Below are 14,078 nucleotides of genomic sequence, written 5' to 3'. Positions count from 1 at the left end.
CGAGGACAAAGCTAGCCTGGGAGGCATGGATCGTGACTGAAGTATTTCTGTTGCTGCTCGTAGTTCTCGGGGCCGTTTTCTTCATCGGTCACCGCAAGGAGAAGAAGCGGCAGCAGGAATTGCACGCCGCTGAACTTCAGCAGGTGAAGAAGACCGCTGAAGAGGACGTCACCGCATTCGGTGAGGAAGTCGCCGAACTCGATGTCATCACCGCTGGCGTCGACCTCGATACGGGCGGAGCGCAGGACTACAAGCAGGCGCTCGACTCGTACGACGTCGCCAAGGAGACACTCGAGAAGGTCTCCGAACCCACTGACATCCGCCACGTCACCGAGGCGCTCGAAGACGGCCGCTATGCCGCCAAATGCGTTCGCGCCCGGGTCGAAGGCAAACCCCTGCCGGTGCGTCGTCCGCCCTGCTTCTTCAACCCGCAGCACGGCCCCTCGGTCGAAGACATCGACTGGGCCCCGGCCGGCGGCCAGCTGCGCCCCGTACCCGTGTGCGCTGCCGACGCCGAGCGCGTCGCCGTCGGAGCCGATCCGCTGGTGCGCAAGGTCGTCACCGGTGACGGACACACCCGTCGCGCCTACTGGGAGGCCGGGCCGGCCTACGCCGAATACAACCGCGGCTACTTCAACTCCTACGCCGGCTCCGGCCTGCTGCCCGGCGTCCTCATGGGTGCCATGATGTTCGGCGGAATGGGCGGCGGCTGGGACGGCGCCTACGGCGGCGACATGGGCGACGCCGGTGGCGATATGGGCGGAGACATGGGCGGCGGTGACGGCGGAGGCTTCTTCGGAGGCGACGGCGGTGACGGCGGCGGCCTGTTCGACGGATTCGGAGACATGTTCTGATGGACACGATCGAGATCCGCGGCGAGTCGATCAGACTCGGTCAGCTGCTCAAACTCCACGGAATCGCCGAACACGGTGCCATGGCCAAGGACATGATCGCCGACGGTGAGGTCAGCGTCAACGGCGAGGTCGAGACCCGCCGCGGTGCCACGATCCGTCCCGGCGACCGCATCGAAGCTCTCGGCGAAGTCATCGAGGTGGCGGCTGAGGAAGGCTGACAGCTTCAGATATGAGTGGAGGGCGTCCCTGCAGGGACGCCCTCCATCTGTCTGTTCGGACTGAATTGCTCTCTGTTCCGGCTGAACTGTTCTCTGTTCGGTCTGAACTGCCTACTGCAGTTCAGGAGCTCCCGGGGTGTCGTTGATGCCCGGGGCGTCCCACAGCGCCGACCAGTTCGACGTGTCCTCTTCGAACGGCAGCTCGTTCGAGAGGATGCCCTTGACCTGGATCTCCAGGGGATTGTCCCGCTGCTTCGGTCCCAACTGCACGAACGGATAGAAAGTCCCGCGCTTGTACTGGTAGACCAACGCCATTCGACGCCCATCGGGATGGACGAAGTACACGGTTGTGCACAGCAGCATCGTGTCGAAGCCCTGATTGACCAGCGCGGAGTTCACGGCGTGGATGTTCGTGACGAGGTTGACCACCTCGGCGTTCTCATCGGCCACGACCTGCCACGTGAACCCGAACCCGTCGTTCTCCTGCCTCACCGAGGCGGCCGGGTCGGAGCCGATGAGGGCGACGCTTTCGGACTCGGCGGATTGGAACGCGGCTCCCTCGACCTGACGGAAGGCGACGGCCCCGACACCGGTGGGGGTGAAGCCGGTCGCGGCCTGCAGAGTCAGTGCCGCCGGAGGCAGGGCGAAGAGGTCGTCGAGGTTGGCCCGCTTCGGTTTGGACCGGCCGAGCAGTGCGTCGAAGAATCCCATGGAACTCCTATATCGGTGGTGCGCAGTTCAAAAGGTGCAGTTGGTGCTCACTCGGGGCGGGAGAGCTGGGCGGAGATCTGGGCCAGCTGCTCCAGTCGCTTCTCGAGTGAGGGGTGAGTGGAGAAGAGCTGGCCGAAGGCGGCCTTTCCGCTGATGGCGGGGATGAGAGCGAGGTGGTTCGCCGAGGCGGACGACCGCAGATCCTTCTCCGGGATCTTGGCCATGTCTCCGCTGAGCTTCGTCAGCGCCGACGCCAGTGTGGACGGTGCACCGGTGAGGATGGCCGCTGCGCGGTCGGCGGCCAACTCGCGATACCGGGAGAGGGCGCGGATGAGGACGAACGAGAGCCCGTAGACGACGGCTCCGACGAGGATGAAGAGGAGCTGGATCGGAATGCCGTTGTTATTGTTGTTCGACCGTCCGAAGCTCATGTAGTAACCGGCGCGCATCATCAGCGCGGCGACGACACCGGTGACGCCGGCAACTGTCATCACCGTGACATCGCGGTGGGCGACGTGTGAGAGCTCATGGGCGAGCACGACCTCGACCTCATCACGGTCGAGCTTCTCGAGCAGACCACGGGTCACGCACACCACCGAGCGCTCAGGGGAGCGGCCGGTGGCGAAGGCATTGGGGATCGGAGAGTTCGAGACGGCCACGCGGGGTTTCGTCGAATCGGCCAGCTGGCAGAGTCGGTCGACGATCGTATGCAGCTCCGGAGCCTCCTCGGGGGAGACCTCCCGTCCGCCCATGGCACGCATGGCGATCTTGTCGGAGAAGTACCACTGGAAGAAGAACGCGCCGGCGCTGATGAGGACGGCGATGATGACTCCGGGAATGTTCTGTCCGAAGATCCACCAGATCGCGAGGATGAGGACGACATAGATGAGGCCGTTGAGGAAGATCGTCCATCCCATCCGCATGGTCAGTCCGTTGTCTTTGACGAAGCGATTCTTCATCGGGGTTCCTCTCTGGCAGTGGCAGAACCGGCCCACTGTCGAAGACAATGGGCCGGGTGCATTTCGGTGCTCTGTGGTTTCAGGCCGGGTCCGGGATGAAACCCTCGCCGGTGAGCAGTTCGGCGATCTCGGCCAAGGTGGCGTCGACGAAGGGGATGACGACATCGGAGGATCCGAGGTAGTCATCGGCAACGGGCTGCCCATTGGCCGTGACGTAGTCATGGAGGGCGCTCAGCGCGGTGCGGGCGGCTTCCTCGTTGCCGGCGTTGACGGCATCTTCGACCTGGTTGTCGTACTTCTGGAGCAGGTCCTGGTCGACGTTCTTGACGTCGAACTGTCCTTCGCCCATGATGCGGATGATCATTGCTGATCCTCACCTTCGAGCGACTTCTGGTCCTGCTTCTCGGACCCGGCAGGCAGGGAGTCACGCATCCGCTGGAGTTCCATCTCGACGTCGTTCTCGCTGGAGAGGGAGTCGAGCTGGGCGGTGATGTCGTCCTTCTGGGTTCCCGTGACGTCGTCGAGGGCACCCGAAGCGAGGAGCTCATCGACGGCACCGGCCCGCGCCTGCAGCGACGCGGTCTTGTCTTCGGCGCGCTGGACGGCGAGTCCGACGTCACCGAGCTCTTCCGAGATGCCCGAGAACGCCTCGCCGATCTTGGTCTGTGCGTCGGCGGCGTTGTATGTGGCCTTCAGCGTCTCCTTCTTCGTGCGGAAGGCGTCGACCTTGGCCTGGAGACGCTGCGAGGCGAGAGTGAGCTTCTGCTCCTCGCCCTGCAGTCCTTCGTGCTGGGTCTGCAGGTCGGTGATCTGCTGGGTCAGCCCCGACTTGCGGGTCAGGGCCTCGCGAGCGAGGTCTTCGCGACCGATCTGCATGGCTTTCTCGGCCTGACCGGAGAGCTTGTTCTGCTGCTGTTCGAGCTGGTTGATCTGCAGCTCGAGGCGCTTGCGGCTGGTGGCGACATCGGCAACACCACGACGGACCTTCTGCAGCAGCTCCAGCTGCTTCTGGTACGAATAGTCAAGGGTTTCGTTGGGGTTTTCGGCCTTGTCCAGAGCTTTGTTGGCCTTGGCACCGAAGATCGTCGCGATCCGTTGGAAGATACTCATCCGTAGTCGACTCCTGCATTGGTTTGACCCGACGCTGCCAACCCGATCCACTCCGGTCCGGAGATTCTTGGCCAACACCGCCGCGAACTATCGCTCTCAAGTCTACTGAGAAAGGCTGATAGTTTGCCAGACGCCGACTACGAGAACGAACAGATCCCGGCCGCAGAAACTCGGGGATGAGCGGCAGAGGTCCCGGCGCTCGAATCCGATCGGCTCAGGGGGCGAAGAGACGCGAGTTCGCCGCCTCGACTTCGGAGTACTGCCGGGCCGCGGTGTGGAGCGCTCCGTGGACGGAGTCGAGCGATTCCATGAGCTGCTTCTGCGCACGCTCCCACTGGTTGACCACGGCTTGGAAATTCTGGGCCGCACTGCCGCGCCAGCATTCCTGGAGGGCGAGCAGATTGCGCATCATCGTGTCGGATTCGGACACGAGATTGCGGGAGGTGTTCGCGGCGGCTGTGGCAGCGGACTGGACGCGTTCGGCGTCGACTTCGAAACTCATCATCACTCCTCTTGGTCAGAGACGTTCCGCCGCGGTCGGGCGAGACGACATCAGTGTCGGCTGACGCGACAGAGGAGGGAAAGAGCACGGAAAGAGGGTGTGGACAGCGTTCGGCTGTCCACACCCTCCAGGTGGCTGAGTCACGATCGGATCCCCACGTGCGGACGCTTGAGTGGTGGACGTTCGGGCGGCTGACCGCTGAGCCAGCGGACCGCCTCGGCGTCGTGCCTACTGCAGCACGAGCGTGACGTCGAGCTTCTGTTCCTTTCCGCCGCGGACCACGGTGACCTCGACCGGGGTGTTCACCGGCTGGGCGCGGACGAGGGCGCGCAGGGCGATGGCGTTGTTCACCTTGGTTCCGGCCACTTCGACGATGTCGTCTCCGTCCTTGATTCCGGCCTTGGCCGCGGGGGATCCGCCGGCCACGGACTGCACCTTGGCGCTGCCTCGGCTGATCCCGCCGCTGTTGATGTGCCCGTCGGTGAGAGTGATGCCGAGGAACGGATGCTGGGCCTTGCCGGAGGAGATGAGCTGATCGGCGATCATCACGGCCTGGTTCGCGGGGATCGCGAATCCGATGCCGATCGACCCGGACTGACCTCCCTCGCCCTGGCTCAGCGATGCGGCCGCCGAGTTCACGCCGATGAACTGGCCATCACCATTGACCAGCGGTCCACCCGAGTTGCCGGGGTTGATCGCCGCATCGGTCTGGATGGCGTTCGTGATCGTCATCTCCTTCTCCTGCGAGGAGGCATCGTCGCCGATGTTCTCCGTCGACACCGGACGGTCGAGCGCGGAGACGATGCCGGTGGTCACGGTGTTGGCCAGGCCGAGTGGGTTGCCCAGGGCCATCACTGGATCGCCCACGGTCAGCTTCTTCGAATCGCCGATGACGAGCGGTTTCACACCATCGGGCACCTGTTCGAGCTTGATGACGGCGATATCTGTCGAGGGATCGCGTCCGACGATCTTCGCCTCCGTCGTCTCACCGTTCTTCATGGTCACGGCGATCTCGCCGTCGGGGGTGTCCGCCGGCGCGACGACGTGGTTGTTCGTGATGACGTGGCCCTGATCGTCATACAGCGCGCCCGAGCCGAGCCCCTGGACCTGGCCTCGAGTGCCGACCTGGATCGACATCACGCTGTCGGAGGTCTTCTCCGCGACCTGCGTCCAATCAGGAGTTTCGATCGTCTCCTCGGCGACCTTGCGCGGTTCGTCGTTCTGCAGCGACGAGAGCGCATAGTTTCCGCCGAAAGCGAGAGCCCCACCGAGGAGCGCTGCCACCAGTCCGATCGCGATCGTCGCACCCCAACCGGGTCCCTTCTTCTCTCGCCGAGGCGGCTGCTGAGCTCCGTACGGACCGAACCCGTCCGGCCCGACAGGGCCTCCGGGACCGTTGGGATTCCCGGGTCCGCCGGGCCCGGGCTGGGAACCGACGGCCGAGAATTCCGAGTAATAGGGGACAGAGCCGGGTGCCGCCGAGTAGGCGTTGGAGCCGGTCGGCTGGCCGGGAGCGTTCTGTTGGTTCGATGCGACCTGCTGACCGGAACCAGGCTGTTGGCCCGGAGCGTTCGGGTACCCGGGACCTTGCGGGTTCTGAGGACCGTTCGGGTTGCCGGGGCCGTTCGGGTGGCCAGGAGCGGCAGGATAGTCGGCGGAACCTGTCCCCTGAGAGTTCGCCCCGGCGTGATAGGCACCAGCGCCAGCAGCTGCTGCTCCGGCCCCTGCCGCTGCGCCGGCTCCTGCCGGGGCTCCGGTGCCGGTGGCAGACGAGCCGGTGCTGTTCTGTCCGTTGGCGTTCTGGCCCTGATACGACTGCGGACCGTTCTGCTGGGGCTGCCCGTATGGAGATTGGTGCTGAGTCTGATTCGGCTGGACGTTCGGCTGATACGGCGACGGCTGCTGGGGTCGTCCCTGTTGGCTGGTTGGCTGACCCGGCTGTCCGTCCTGTCCTCCGCCGGCAAATCCACCCTGCTGCCCGCCGGGCCGGTAGGGGGACGACTGCTGGGAGGGAGAGCCGCCTCGGTGAGGGGAACCGTCCACAGGGTTCTGTGCCTGAGTCGACGGAACGTCGGGGCGTCTCTCGGGCGGTGCGACCGGTGGACTGACGCGTGCAGGACCGTTGGGCTGGGACGGGAAGGTGCGCGGAACCTCGGCTCCGGACCCTCGGTAGCCACCGGCCGATGGGCTGCGACGTCCCCCGCCGGCGGGACCGCTGCTCTGATTCTCAGACGGACGCGGTGTCTGATCATCCGATCGGGAGCTGCGGGACACCTCATCCGGATTCTGAGGGTCGGTGTTCTCGTTCATCGCTCATCCTTTCGCGTGTCCGCAGTGGTTTCGCCGTTGTCGGAGATGGGCAGGTCGATGCGGAACGTCGCACCGCCGCCCGGAGTTTCGTGCACGGAGATCGCACCATGGTGGTTCTCCACGATCGCCTTGACGATCGACAGCCCGAGCCCGGATCCGCCGGTGTCCCTGGTCCGGGACACGTCGAGGCGGTAGAAGCGCTCGAAGATGCGCGGAACCACCTCGGGGTCGATACCGTCGCCGTGGTCCCTGACCTCGAAGCGGACCCTGCCGTTGGGGAATCCTCGCAGTGACTCATCGACCGTGATCGATCCGGCCGCCGTGACATCGGGGACGATGTTCGCCGGCTCGGGAGCCTTGGACTGAGGTCCCGACTGGGGTCCGGCTGACGATGCGGACTGCGATGCAGTCTGGGAATCGTCCGCTGCCCCACTCTGCGATCCGGAATTCTGAGGACCGGTGGGTTGCGCCGACTGCGATCCGGACGGTGTCCTGAGCTGCCCGTTGTGCTGCCCCTCTCCCCGCTCCGCATTCGCGGCGGGACTCTCGGGACCCACCTGACGGTCGGGCTTGGTCGGGGACTGTGCGGCGGTCCGGGGGGTCGGTTGGGTGTCGGTTTGGTCGTGTCCGGCGGAGTCGCCTCGGCGGAAGATGCGGACCCCTCCGGTGACGAACCCGCGTTCACGGGGTTTGTCCTTCGCCCCGTTCTTCGCACCATTGCGACCGTTCTGGCCGCGGGCGCCGCCCTCGCGGATCTCGCCGGTGTCCGCGGAATCGGGGTCGACGGACTCGGGGAGACCGACGACGCCGACGGCGAATTCGATCGCCGCATGCTCGGGAGTGTGGCGCACGGCGTTACCGGCAAGGTTGACGATGACTTGGCGGATCTTCGATTCGGAGCCGCGGATCATCGGCACGGGTTGGGCATCCTCACCGTCGAGTCCGATGAAGCTGATATCGCGGTCCGGGGCCTGTGCCGCGGCATCGGCGGCGGCATCGCGGACGACCTTGTGCAGATCGACTGGACCGATCTCGGCGGCACGCTGCTCGTCGAGCCTGGCCAGGACGACGAGATCGTCGACGAGGACGCCCATGCGCTTGGCCTCGGACTCCATCCGCTCCATCGCATTGGCGACGTCCTCGGACTTCGTGATCGCACCCTGCCGGTACAGCTCCGCATAACCGCGGATCGTGACCAGGGGCGTGCGCAGCTCGTGCGAGGCGTCGGAGACGAACTGGCGGATGCGCTTCTCCGAGCGGGTCTGCCCGTCGAAAGAGTCCTCGATGCGTCCGAGCATCGTATTCAGTGCCGCCGACAACCGCCCGAGCTCGGTGTTGCGCGGATAGCTGGGCACACGTTGGGACAGGTCTCCGGCGGCGATGCGGGAGGCGGTCTTCTCGATATCGCGCAGCGGCCGGAACGTGTTGTTGATCGCCCAATAGCCGACTCCGGCGACCATCGCCAGGGCCAACAGGCCGATGCCGATCATCGTGTTCCGGGCCCGCTCGTTGATGTTGTCGACTTCGCGGTCGAAAGGCACCGCGATGGACACGAGCACGTCGGTGTTCTTCACCTTCATCGCCCGGGCCCGCCACTGCGAACTCGTTCCGGCGACGGTGAATGGCTCGCCGCCGCGCGAATAGACTTCCTTCTCGTTGATCTTCGGCAGGATCGGATGGTTCTGCGGCTCCGGGGCGACGGGGTCGCGGATCGGATCCCCGTCCGTGTTGTAGAACTGCACATAGAATCCGCCCGGCAGGAGGCTCTTGAGCTGATCCCAGGAATTCGAATCGATCGTCGTCGACGACGGCGCATCCTCGGCGTCGTCGTCCCCGGACTGGAGTTCGGCCTTCTGGAACACATCTTGGTAGGCCTGCTTCGCCAGGGTCTCGGAGGCGCTGATGAGTCGTTCATCGGTGCGCTGGACGAGGCTGTCGCGCAGGTTCTCCAACACCCAAGCGCTCGTCCCCGTGAGGACGAGCAGCATGAGCAGCATCATGATGGCCAGCAGCTTGGTGGTCAGAGACCATTCTTCCCAGAAGCCGGGACGGGAGGGACGGGATTCTATTGCCACGTATGTAATCTATCGTCCTTGCATGGACGACTACTTGGATTCCGGTGTGCGCAGCATGTAGCCGACCCCGCGCTTGGTCTGGATCATCGGTGTCCACTCCATCTCGACGGGGTGGCCGGCGGCATCCGTCTCCGGGGTGACGTCGATCTTGCGGCGCAGGTAGGAGATATAGGACTCGACGATTCCGGTGTCTCCGCCGAAGTCGTATTCCCACACATGGTCGAGGATCTGCGACTTCGACAGGACGCGGTTCGTGTTGAGCATGAGGTAGCGCAGCAGCTTGAACTCGGTGGGGGAGAGGTCGATGAGGATGCCGGAGCGGCGGACCTCATGGGTATCGTCGTCGAGTTCGAGGTCGCCCGCCACGATGACGGCGTTCTCCTCGTCCTCGAGATTGCGGGTGCGGCGGAGGACGGCGCGGATGCGGGCGACGACCTCTTCGAGGCTGAAGGGCTTCGTCACATAGTCGTCACCGCCGACGGTCAGACCGGTGATCTTGTCCGAGGTGTCGTCACGGGCGGTGAGGAACACGACGGGGGCGTTCATCCCGATCTGGCGCAGACGGCGGGTGACGGTGAAGCCGTCCATGTCCGGGAGCATGACGTCGAGGACGAGGAGATCGACGTCGGTCTGCTCGGCGAGGCGCAGCGCCTCGGCGCCGTTGGCGGCGGAGACGACGTCGAAGCCGGCGAAGCGGAGACTGGTGGACAGGAGTTCGCGGATATTGGGCTCATCATCGACAACGAGCAGGGTGGCTTCGATGTCGGTGTCGTTCTGTGCTGTAGTCATGGCTCCAGTCTGAGACCCATTTCTGGGAGTGGGCTGGAGGTCAGCTGAATGCGAATGTGACATGCGTCACTGGAAAACTCTCAGGAAAGTCCTTTTGGGTCCTGGATCGGGTATTCGCTCTCAGGAATGAAGGCCTGATTTCAGTGAAAAATGTGGTCGTGACCAGTTTGTTTTCAGATTTGCCCGCCGAGGTGGATGTGCGAGGGCGCGTTCAGCTGAGTATGGGTGTTCGGCTCAGCGTGGGCGCGGCGGGCGGAGGTCGAAGAGCTGCCGGGTGACGGCGAAGCGCCGAACCCGCTCGGGGCGGTGGCGGTCATAGATCACCTGGCCGACAGTGCCTCGTAGTGACGGGTCCTGCTGGACGAGGTGACGGGCCCAGCGGTCCCGGCCCTTGTTATCGACGAAGTGAACCACGGTCAGGCTCGGTGCTCTTGCCGAGGAACCGGACCAGTAGTCGATAACGCTGCCTTCGGCCAATGCTGCATTGGGGTAGGGAGGGCGGTCGAGAATCGGATAACGGGCCTTACGGAATGTGAGCAGGCAGACGGCGATGAGTCCGAGGCCGGCGGCGATTGCAACCACCCACCAGATCGGAGCCGCGTCTGTCATGGCGGGAACGAAGCCGAGGCCGAGCCCGCCGCCGGCCCCGAGTGCCGCCAGCTGGTATCGGAAGAATCTGGACAGGCTGCTGCCGGTGCGGAAGCGGCCGAGGGCCGCGAGTACGAGCAGGAAGCTGATGGCGGCGGAGACGAGGGCCACGATGACGGCGAGGGCGCTGAAGACGACTTTTTCGCTCAGCAGCCCTCCGGGATCCGCGGGAAGGAATGACAGCACCGCAATGGCGAAGCCCGACGTCAGCGTGGCCGACATGGTGATGATGCCTGCAATGCCGGCGGCGACCTTGCGTCCGGCGGTGATGCGCAAGGGCTGAAGTGACATGGGCGGCTCCTCGGGTCAGATGTGGGAGTCGGCGTCGGACTGGCGGGCGCGGAAGGCTGCGACATGAGTGCGGGTGGCGCAGCTGCCGGTATCGCAGAAGCGCTTCGAGCGATTGCGGCTGAAGTCGGCGAGATAGGCGCGGCAGTCCTCGGCGGCGCAGCGGCCGAGCCGGTCGAGATCGCCGGAGCGGATGAGGTCGATGAGGACCAGAGCGACATCGGCGGCCACTCGGTCGGCCAGGCTGGCTTGAGCGCCGGTCGCGTGCAGGTGCCAGTCCCAGTGGTCGTGTTTGACCAATTGCGGCACTGACCCCGAGTCGCTCAGTGTGAGATTGATCTCATCGACGACCGCGATCGTCCCCGCTTCGACCTCGTCGTCGGTCTCGGCGTCGATGCTCGCATCCAGTGCTGCGGCGAATCTGCGGCGCAGTTCCAGGGTCTCGTCGACGTCGCTTCTGGTGGCGGTCAAAGGTCCGGAGAAGTCGTGCCGGGCCGCGAATTCGCGGAGTTTCGCGGTTGTCGTCAGTTCGTCACCGCCGTCCGTGATGTCGCCGGAGGTGTTGAGGAGGTCGACGAGCATCGTGAGGTTCGCGCGAATGTCGTAGATGAAAGCCATGGTGAATGACATTCTGCCACAGGATGTAAGGACCAAAATGCACTTGACCCATTTCAATTTCAGGGCCGATACTGAAACCGGCAGCCGTCGGACCGCCTCGGCGAGGGGATGATCCGGCACCGCATCACCAACTCAACACCGCACCACCACCTCGGGGACGTCTGTCCTCGTACGCCACTCAACGTTTCACCACATCAGGAGGTCAGGAATGAATCGCACCGTCATCGCAGGGTTCCTGCTCACTCTTGCCTCCGCGTTCTTCTTCGCAGTGTCGGGGCCGATCGCGAAGACGATGTACGCGGTCGGGTGGACGCCGGGCGCGGTGGTGCTCATCCGCTTGGCCGGCTCCGCGGTCCTGCTGCTCATCCCCACCCTCATCGCCCTGCGCGGACGCTGGGGCGAAGTGATCACGCACTGGCGCACCGTCGTCACCTACGGCCTGGTCTCGATGGCCGGCGTCCAGGGGTTCTACTTCGTCGCCGTCGAACACCTCACCGTGGCCGTGGCGCTGCTGCTGGAGATGACCGCGCCGATGCTCATCGTCTTCTGGATCTGGGCGCGGACGCGGACTCGGCCGGCGACCGTGACATTCATCGGGGTCGTCGTCTCCATGATCGGGCTCCTGCTCGTGCTCAACCTGCGCGGATCGTCGATCAGCATCTTCGGCGTGGTCATGGCGATGGCCGCCGCGGTCTGCCTGGCCAGCTACTTCCTCGTCTCCGCTAAGGACACGATCACGATCCCACCGGTCGCGCTGACCGGTCTGGGCATGGGCATCGGGGCGCTGGCGATGTCGGCCATCGTGCTCGCCGGCATCATGCCGTGGAACGCGGTGACGGCGGACGTCGACTTCGGCGGGGTGTCGATGTCGTGGGTCGTGCCGATGGCGATGATCGTCGTCTTCACGGTCGGCGCCTACATCACCGGGATCCTCGGTCTGCGCTATGTCGGGGCGACGGTCGGATCGTTCGTCAACCTCGTCGAGGTCCCGTTCTCCGTCATCGTCGCCTGGTTGGTCCTCTTCGAGATGCCCGCCCCGATCCAGCTCTTCGGCGGAGTCTTCATCCTCGGCGGCGTCGGCTTCATCAAGTGGGGCGAGTCCCGCCTGGCCCGCCGCGTCGCCCGCCGCGAGGTCGTCGCCAAGTCCGAACCCTCCCTCATCACCACGTAATTACTACCTGACGGCGGCCCAGCAACCTGGCGCCAGGTTGCTGGCCCGCCGTCAGGTAGCTCGAAGACATCTGCGATCGCAAGAGATGTTGATAGGTTGACCACATGGGCCATATCGAGATCAACGATGTCTCCTACACCCTCGCCGACGGCAGGCCTCTGCTCGGATCGGTGTCGTTTCGCGTCGGGGGCGGGGCCAAATCCGCGCTCATCGGTGCCAACGGTGCCGGCAAGACCACTGTGCTGAGGATCCTCACCGGTGAGCTCGTCCCTGATGAGGGGGCCGTTTCGCATACCGGCAGCATCGGATTGATGCGTCAGTTCATCTCCGCCGATACCATCGCCGAGGCGCTCGAGGAACTGGCTCCGAAGCCGATCCGTCGTGCGGCGGCGAATCTGCGTCGGGCCGAAGAGAAGCTGCTCGGACCCGAGAGCGAGTCGACGGCCGTGCAGATGGACTACGCCACGGCGATCAACGATTGGTCGGACGTGGGCGGATACGATGCCGAGGTGCTGTGGGACACCTGCACCACCTCAGCGCTGGGAATGTCGTACGACCGCTGCCGGGACCGTAAGATCACCACCCTGTCGGGAGGGGAGCAGAAGAAGCTCGTGCTCGAAGCGCTCCTGCGCGGCCCCGACGACATCCTCATCCTCGACGAGCCCGACAACTACCTCGATGTCCCGGGAAAGCGATGGCTCGAAGCCGAGCTCAAGGACACGGACAAGAGCGTCCTCTTCGTGTCCCACGATCGTGAGCTGCTCGCGCAGGCGGCCACGCAGATCATCACCGTCGAGCTCTCTGCGGCGGGGAACACCGCATGGGTGCATCCGGGCGGATTCGGCACTTACCACGCAGCCCGGTCGGACCGGTTCGAACGGCTCGAGGAGCTGCGCAGGCGATGGGACGAGGAGCACGCGAAGCTGCGGTCGCTGGTGCAGATGTACAAGCAGAAGGCCGCCTACAACTCGGACATGACCTCGCGGTACCGAGCCGCGCAGACTCGTCTCGAGCGCTTCGAGACCGCCGGCCCGCCCGAGGCCATTCCGCGTGAGCAGAACCTCGGAATGCGTCTGCGCGGCGGACGCACGGGCAAGATCGCGATCGTCGCCGATGAGCTCGAACTCACCGACCTCATGCTGCCGTTCGACCTTGAAGTCCACTACGGGGATCGGATCGCCGTACTCGGATCGAACGGTTCGGGAAAGTCCCACTTTCTGAGACTGCTCGCAGCCGGCGGCAGCGACCCCGAACCCGAGCACCGCCCGGTCTCTGACATCGACATCGCACCCGTCGCCCACGACGGAACAGTGCGACTCGGAGCCCGCGTGCGCCCCGGCTGGTTCGCGCAGACGCACGGCCGCCCGGATCTGCGCGGGCGGACCCTGCTCGACATCCTCCACCGCGGGGACGAACATCGAGCAGGCCTGCCGCGAGAACCGGCTTCGCGGGCACTTGCCCGCTACGAGCTGGCCGGTGCTGCAGAACAGTCCTTCGATTCGCTCTCGGGCGGACAGCAGGCGCGCTTTCAGATCCTGCTGCTCGAGCTCGCGGGCGCAACCCTTCTGCTGCTCGACGAACCCACCGACAACCTCGACCTCGTCTCCGCCGAGGCATTGCAGACTGCGCTGCAATCGTTCGATGGGACGGTATTGGCAGTCACTCACGACCGCTGGTTCGCTCGTGACTTCGACAGGTTCCTCGTCTTCGGGGCCGACGGCGAAGTCTATGAGTCGACAACACCGGTCTGGGACGAAGGTCGCGTGGTTCGCGACCGGAGGTGAGTCTCCCCAAACTACCTGACGGCGGCCCAGCAACCTGGCGC

The 14,078-nt window shown here is 65.0% G+C and carries 14 protein-coding genes; 4 read left to right on the top strand and 10 right to left on the bottom strand.

Annotation, left to right across the window (positions count from 1 at the left end; translation table 11 throughout):
• Window positions 1–32 precede the first annotated feature (32 nt).
• Window positions 33–854: a hypothetical protein gene (locus HIM68_RS08675; protein ID WP_139908947.1), complete on the top strand. Its 822-nt coding sequence runs from the start codon at window positions 33–35 to the stop codon at window positions 852–854.
• Complete coding sequence (locus HIM68_RS08670; RefSeq protein ID WP_025780455.1) at window positions 854–1,072, top strand: RNA-binding S4 domain-containing protein; 219 nt, start codon at window positions 854–856, stop codon at window positions 1,070–1,072. Before HIM68_RS08675 ends, HIM68_RS08670 begins: the two co-directional genes overlap by 1 nt.
• A gap of 111 nt (window positions 1,073–1,183) precedes the next feature.
• Here HIM68_RS08670 and HIM68_RS08665 read toward each other — a convergent pair whose 3' ends face one another.
• The 10 genes from HIM68_RS08665 to HIM68_RS08620 all read right to left on the bottom strand — a co-directional run bounded on the left by HIM68_RS08665 (window position 1,184) and on the right by HIM68_RS08620 (window position 11,094).
• A complete protein-coding gene (locus HIM68_RS08665) occupies window positions 1,184–1,783 on the bottom strand; it encodes a hypothetical protein (RefSeq protein WP_139468158.1) in 600 nt (199 codons plus the stop codon).
• Between the two features lie 47 nt (window positions 1,784–1,830).
• A complete protein-coding gene (gene htpX, locus HIM68_RS08660; RefSeq protein ID WP_101543644.1) occupies window positions 1,831–2,742 on the bottom strand; it encodes a zinc metalloprotease HtpX in 912 nt (303 codons plus the stop codon).
• 79 nt (window positions 2,743–2,821) lie between these two features.
• Complete coding sequence (locus HIM68_RS08655) at window positions 2,822–3,106, bottom strand: hypothetical protein (protein ID WP_139468159.1); 285 nt, start codon at window positions 3,104–3,106, stop codon at window positions 2,822–2,824.
• The gene (locus tag HIM68_RS08650; protein ID WP_101543641.1) at window positions 3,103–3,852 is read right to left on the bottom strand and encodes a PspA/IM30 family protein; all 750 of its coding nucleotides are present in this window, start codon (window positions 3,850–3,852) and stop codon (window positions 3,103–3,105) included. The genes HIM68_RS08655 and HIM68_RS08650 overlap by 4 nt, the downstream gene beginning before the upstream one ends.
• A gap of 214 nt (window positions 3,853–4,066) precedes the next feature.
• The gene (locus HIM68_RS08645; RefSeq protein ID WP_172171469.1) at window positions 4,067–4,354 is read right to left on the bottom strand and encodes a WXG100 family type VII secretion target; all 288 of its coding nucleotides are present in this window, start codon (window positions 4,352–4,354) and stop codon (window positions 4,067–4,069) included.
• A 228-nt stretch (window positions 4,355–4,582) separates the two neighbouring features.
• Window positions 4,583–6,664, bottom strand: a complete 2,082-nt coding sequence (locus HIM68_RS08640; RefSeq protein WP_172171467.1) for a S1C family serine protease — start codon at window positions 6,662–6,664, stop codon at window positions 4,583–4,585.
• Window positions 6,661–8,739 carry an ATP-binding protein gene (locus tag HIM68_RS08635; RefSeq protein WP_367647482.1) on the bottom strand — a complete coding sequence of 693 codons (2,079 nt, stop codon included), beginning with the start codon at window positions 8,737–8,739 and terminating at the stop codon, window positions 6,661–6,663. The genes HIM68_RS08640 and HIM68_RS08635 overlap by 4 nt, the downstream gene beginning before the upstream one ends.
• A gap of 30 nt (window positions 8,740–8,769) precedes the next feature.
• Window positions 8,770–9,528 carry a response regulator transcription factor gene (locus HIM68_RS08630; RefSeq protein WP_039208507.1) on the bottom strand — a complete coding sequence of 253 codons (759 nt, stop codon included), beginning with the start codon at window positions 9,526–9,528 and terminating at the stop codon, window positions 8,770–8,772.
• Between the two features lie 234 nt (window positions 9,529–9,762).
• On the bottom strand, window positions 9,763–10,467 hold the full coding sequence (locus tag HIM68_RS08625; RefSeq protein WP_172171465.1) for a hypothetical protein: 705 nt from the start codon (window positions 10,465–10,467) through the stop codon (window positions 9,763–9,765).
• 15 nt (window positions 10,468–10,482) lie between these two features.
• Window positions 10,483–11,094, bottom strand: a complete 612-nt coding sequence (locus HIM68_RS08620; protein ID WP_253903865.1) for a CGNR zinc finger domain-containing protein — start codon at window positions 11,092–11,094, stop codon at window positions 10,483–10,485.
• Window positions 11,095–11,290: 196 nt separating this feature from the next.
• On the opposite strand from HIM68_RS08620, the gene HIM68_RS08615 reads away from it, so the two are divergent.
• The gene (locus HIM68_RS08615; RefSeq protein ID WP_172171463.1) at window positions 11,291–12,253 is read left to right on the top strand and encodes a DMT family transporter; all 963 of its coding nucleotides are present in this window, start codon (window positions 11,291–11,293) and stop codon (window positions 12,251–12,253) included.
• Window positions 12,254–12,357: 104 nt separating this feature from the next.
• The gene (locus HIM68_RS08610) at window positions 12,358–14,037 is read left to right on the top strand and encodes an ABC-F family ATP-binding cassette domain-containing protein (RefSeq protein ID WP_137211322.1); all 1,680 of its coding nucleotides are present in this window, start codon (window positions 12,358–12,360) and stop codon (window positions 14,035–14,037) included.
• Window positions 14,038–14,078: the final 41 nt, after the last annotated feature.

The sequence above is a fragment of the Brevibacterium sp. CT2-23B genome (genome assembly GCF_013168765.1).
Taxonomy (GTDB): domain Bacteria; phylum Actinomycetota; class Actinomycetes; order Actinomycetales; family Brevibacteriaceae; genus Brevibacterium; species Brevibacterium sediminis.
Note: the sequence above shows the minus strand (reverse complement) of the source record. Positions and strands in the feature narration are given on the sequence as shown.